The 3818-nt window shown below is 59.6% G+C and carries 6 protein-coding genes; 4 read left to right on the plus strand and 2 right to left on the minus strand.

The genetic code is table 11. The features are described 5' to 3' along the window. Positions 1-549: 549 nt before the first annotated feature. From HNP47_RS16075 to HNP47_RS16090, 4 genes are all read left to right on the plus strand, one after another. Positions 550-963 (plus strand): BLUF domain-containing protein, encoded by a 414-nt coding sequence (locus HNP47_RS16075; protein ID WP_052689635.1) that lies wholly within the window; start codon positions 550-552, stop codon positions 961-963. Positions 964-1033: 70 nt separating this feature from the next. Beyond that, positions 1034-1177 (plus strand): hypothetical protein, encoded by a 144-nt coding sequence (locus HNP47_RS16080; RefSeq protein ID WP_156146872.1) that lies wholly within the window; start codon positions 1034-1036, stop codon positions 1175-1177. Between the two features lie 387 nt (positions 1178-1564). Beyond that, positions 1565-2146, plus strand: coding sequence for a recombinase family protein (locus HNP47_RS16085; protein WP_221415192.1), 582 nt, complete (start codon positions 1565-1567; stop codon positions 2144-2146). A 100-nt stretch (positions 2147-2246) separates the two neighbouring features. After that, positions 2247-2450 (plus strand): hypothetical protein, encoded by a 204-nt coding sequence (locus tag HNP47_RS16090; protein WP_184280365.1) that lies wholly within the window; start codon positions 2247-2249, stop codon positions 2448-2450. A 218-nt stretch (positions 2451-2668) separates the two neighbouring features. On the opposite strand, the gene HNP47_RS16095 is transcribed toward HNP47_RS16090, so the two are convergent. Both HNP47_RS16095 and HNP47_RS16100 read right to left on the minus strand, forming a co-directional pair. After that, positions 2669-3169, minus strand: coding sequence for a ferritin-like domain-containing protein (locus HNP47_RS16095; RefSeq protein ID WP_184280366.1), 501 nt, complete (start codon positions 3167-3169; stop codon positions 2669-2671). 225 nt (positions 3170-3394) lie between these two features. Continuing rightward, positions 3395-3818 (minus strand): hypothetical protein (locus tag HNP47_RS16100; RefSeq protein ID WP_221415193.1); only part of this gene is annotated, 424 nt, incomplete at its 5' end.

The raw sequence follows: 3818 nt of genomic DNA on the forward strand, positions 1-3818 counted from the left end.
GACGGACGTGATCGACCTGCTGATCCTCGTTGGAACATGACCTCCAACGGTGTCCGCCACCTATCCTTACTTATACCGGTCAAGAACTGGCGGCGGCTATATCTTTCGACGTGGTGAGGGAGAGTTCTTGAAGGAGCGGAGCGACCACTGTGTCCTCCTGCTGAACTTTCCCCCGTTAATGGCCTTGCTAATAGAGGTCTTATTAGGAGAGCCGATAAAGGGGGAAACTCCCCTCTCCCCCTGTGTCCAAGGGTGCCGCCGCCAGATCGGTCTGGCAGATGGCGGCATAGTCGGAGCGAGGTCGGCTGCGATCCTGACAGAGGCTTCAGCCAGATCGCGATGACATCGGCTGGAAGATCGCTCGAAAATCCCACTACGACCGTTCTCGTAAACAGGGGTGGAAATCGCTGTGTTTCACGGCCCGCAAACGCAGTGCTGGCGTAATCGATATTTTGTGCCCGCTTCCATCTGATTGGGAGAACGGAACTATCGGCTGGGCGCGATGCTTCATCAAAGGAGCATGAAGCGATGCGGTAGGAGGGCCGTCAGATGCGCTGGAAACGAGTCATCTATTGCAGCCGCTCGACCGTATCGCTGGAAAACTCGTTGAACCTCGCCGAACTTCTGGGAGCGTCCGCACGCAACAACCGACGCGACGAGATCACCGGGCTGCTCGCCTACGCGGAAGGCATGTTCATTCAAGCTATCGAAGGCACGCCACCGGCAGTGGACCGGCTGATGGACCGACTGCGAGCCGACACCCGACACCGCGATCTCACTGTGTTGGGTGAGGACTTCGGCTCACAACGGGCATTCGCGGTCTGGGCGATGGAGACGCCGAAGATGCGCCCCGAACGGACAGCCCTCCTCCGCAAATTAGTCGAGAGGTGCGGAGGCTCTTATGGATCGGCCCTGAAGTTGATGCTCGACATGGCGCAAGATTTTGACACAGCCTCCGCTTGAGAGGCGCCCACTTGCCAGCTTTATCGAACAGTGTTTTCCTTTCGGCATGGGAAGGCTGCTGGACAGTCTCTTGGAAAGCTCTTCCGCCTATCGCGTGGTGCGAGAGGCGGACGGCTTCATGCTAATCGGCGATCCCGACCATCTGGACGAGTTCAGCGATCTTGTGCGGGAAGCTGCTGCGCGCTCGGCGAGGAATTTGTCGTCTTTGCGGTGAGTGAGGGAGGCCATCGCTACAGCGAGATGTTCGTCATGCCACTGGATTGGCCATTGACGTCTGACTGAAGGGCAGTCGGCGAGGAACCATATCGTTGAAGTTGCGTTGACCCCCGCATGCGGTTGGAAGGCTACAATCGAACGCGGGCAGCCAATCTGCGGGAACTCGCGGGTCAAACCTCTGTAATTGAGCATCGCCAGTCCTACCTACGTCTCGCTTACCAGTATGATGGCATCGCCGATCTGGAGGCCCGTTCTCTGGGCAAACTTCGCAGACGAGGGATGACAACTCCGAACCCAGATACAGCCCGCAACTGATTGACGGCCTGCCGATCCGTGAGAGTCTGTTCTCCCAACACCAGATCGGAGAACACCCCTGACCAAGCGCGTGGCCCTCTACTGTCGCGTCTCGACGGCTGACAAAAACCAGACCGTGGAGAACCAACTTCGCGATCTGCGAGCCGTCGCGGAGCGGCAGGACTGGGAGATCGTGGCCACCTTCCTCGACGAGGGCATCTCGGGGGCCAAGGGGCGTGAGAAGAGGCCCGGCTTCGACAACCTGCTGAAGGGTGTGGCACGCAGGGATTTTGATCTGATCGCGTGCTTTTCCGTCTGCCGGATTGGCCGATCCTTGCCCGACCTGATCCACTTCCTTGGCGATATCCAGACCAAGAACGTGGACCTCTACGTTCACACGCAGGGCCTCGATACCTCGACGTCATCTGGTCGGATGATGTTTTCGATGTTGGGCGTCTTCGCCGAATTCGAACGAGCCATCCATAGGGAGCGCGTGCTTTCCGGGCTTCGTCGCACGACCAAGAAGAGCGGTCGAAAACCCATGCCTGACGACCGTGTGGAAGCGATCAGGAGGTCGTTGATCAACGGTCAGGGCATCCGCGCCACAGCCCGACTTCACCGGGCCTCCACGACCACTGTGACGACCATCAAGCGGTCTCTGGAGACGGTTTAGGAAGGCCGTCGCGAGCGTCGATGCAAATAAGCTACGCCGCTTGACGACGTGAGCCGAGACCGCATCCTGACGGACTTCTTGCCCTGCCGAGACCTTCACTATGTCAAGCCGACCCACCTGCCTCGAACGTGCCTATCAACTCGCCGAAAGCGGTTCGTGCCGTGACCTTCGCGAGATCGCCGCAGCCCTCAAACGCGAAGGCTTCACGGGCATCCGGGCGCAGCTTGAGGGTCGGTCGCTGACCAATGCGTTGCGTGCGCTCTACCGGTCGAACTTCCGTCAGGCGGACGAGGCCACGGGCTGAACCGGGAATGAAACCTCGACGACCAGACCAGCGGCCGTCCAATCGCGTTTCAACGACCATGTAGTCGTCGCGTGACGTTCGCCACCAGTTTGGAGCCTAACCAGAACCTCCAGACCGGTCGGGCGACCCTTGGGGGCTGACCCTCCGGGCAAGGATCGGAAGTCAGTCGGGCGTGGAGAAGGCAGCGTTTTATCCGCCCCCTCCTCCACCCCACGAGATCAGGACTTGGAGGCGAGGGCGTCCTTGTTGACCGCCGCATCGGCGATGGTGGTCAGGTCTTCGTCCGTCTGCGACTCTTCGTTGAGCGTCTCTTCGAGGAGCTTGGCCGCATCCTTCAAACCAAGCACGTTGGCCCAGCGGCGCAGTGTGCCGTAGCGAGTGATCTCGTAGTGCTCCACCGCCTGCGCGGCGGCCAATAGACCGGCGTCGAGAGCAGGCGTGCCTTTGTATTCCTCCATGATCTCATCGCCCTCGGCGAGGATGCCCTCGATGGCGTCGCACGTCTTGCCGCGCGGTGCTTTTCCGATGATCTCAAACACCTGCTGAAGGCGCTCGATCTGGCCTTCAGTCTGATCCTTGTGCTTTTCGAAAGCGGCCTTGAGTTGCGGATGTTGAGCCGCGCGCGCCATTTTCGGCAGCGACTTCAGAATCTTCCGCTCGGCGTAATAGATGTCCTTGAGGGTGTCGTGGAAAAGGTCGTCGAGGGTTTTGTCGGCCACGGTTTTTCTCCTGATAACGTGCGGTTTGAAAATCGCCGCACTTCAAGGAAGTTCCAAAAATTCCACCCGTCTGGAGGCAAGGTGTTGATGCGCTCATGCATGCCGCTGCGAGCCATCTGCGCGAGAAAGCCGAAGTGCTCGACCAAGATGCAGAGCCGCAGATTGGCGGGACAGATCAGCGATAGGCCGACCTGATGGGCGGACTATCGTGCCCCTGCCGTAGGCCTAAGCCAGCGCCAGCTTTGCGTTCACCTGATCTTCCTCGCGGCTGAACTGGAAGCGCACCTCGACGCCGCCATTGCCGAGCGGGTAGTGCGGCCAGTTCGACGGCTCGATCCCGATAGCCATCACTACCGCCTTCGCACGCTCGGCCAGCACCTGTTGGGCCAGACCATTCAACGTAAGCTTCCCGACATCGTAGCCTGCGTTCGCCAGCACTTCCGCAAGGCGTCGCTCCTCCACATCAACAACGGACGCCGAGACGACGTGATCCAGCTTCCACATCGTTGACATTCTCCCCACTCGACCGCGCCTTGGCGCGACCTGCCGACCATAGAAATGGAAGATCGTCAGGAACGGCACGCGCCTGACGTAAGAAACGGTCGTGAATATCCGTTCGCCAGACGGATTCAATCGACTACACCTTGCT

The organism is Brevundimonas vesicularis (assembly GCF_014204545.1).
In the GTDB taxonomy this organism is placed as follows: Bacteria; Pseudomonadota; Alphaproteobacteria; order Caulobacterales; family Caulobacteraceae; genus Brevundimonas; species Brevundimonas vesicularis_B.

Bases quoted from the DNA above. Each gene is read 5' to 3' on its own strand.
- HNP47_RS16090 (WP_184280365.1), top strand. From the start codon at position 2,247: ATGTCAAGCCGACCCACCTGCCTCGAACGTGCCTATCAACTCGCCGAA.
- HNP47_RS16075 (WP_052689635.1), top strand. From the start codon at position 550: ATGCGCTGGAAACGAGTCATCTATTGCAGCCGCTCGACCGTATCGCTG.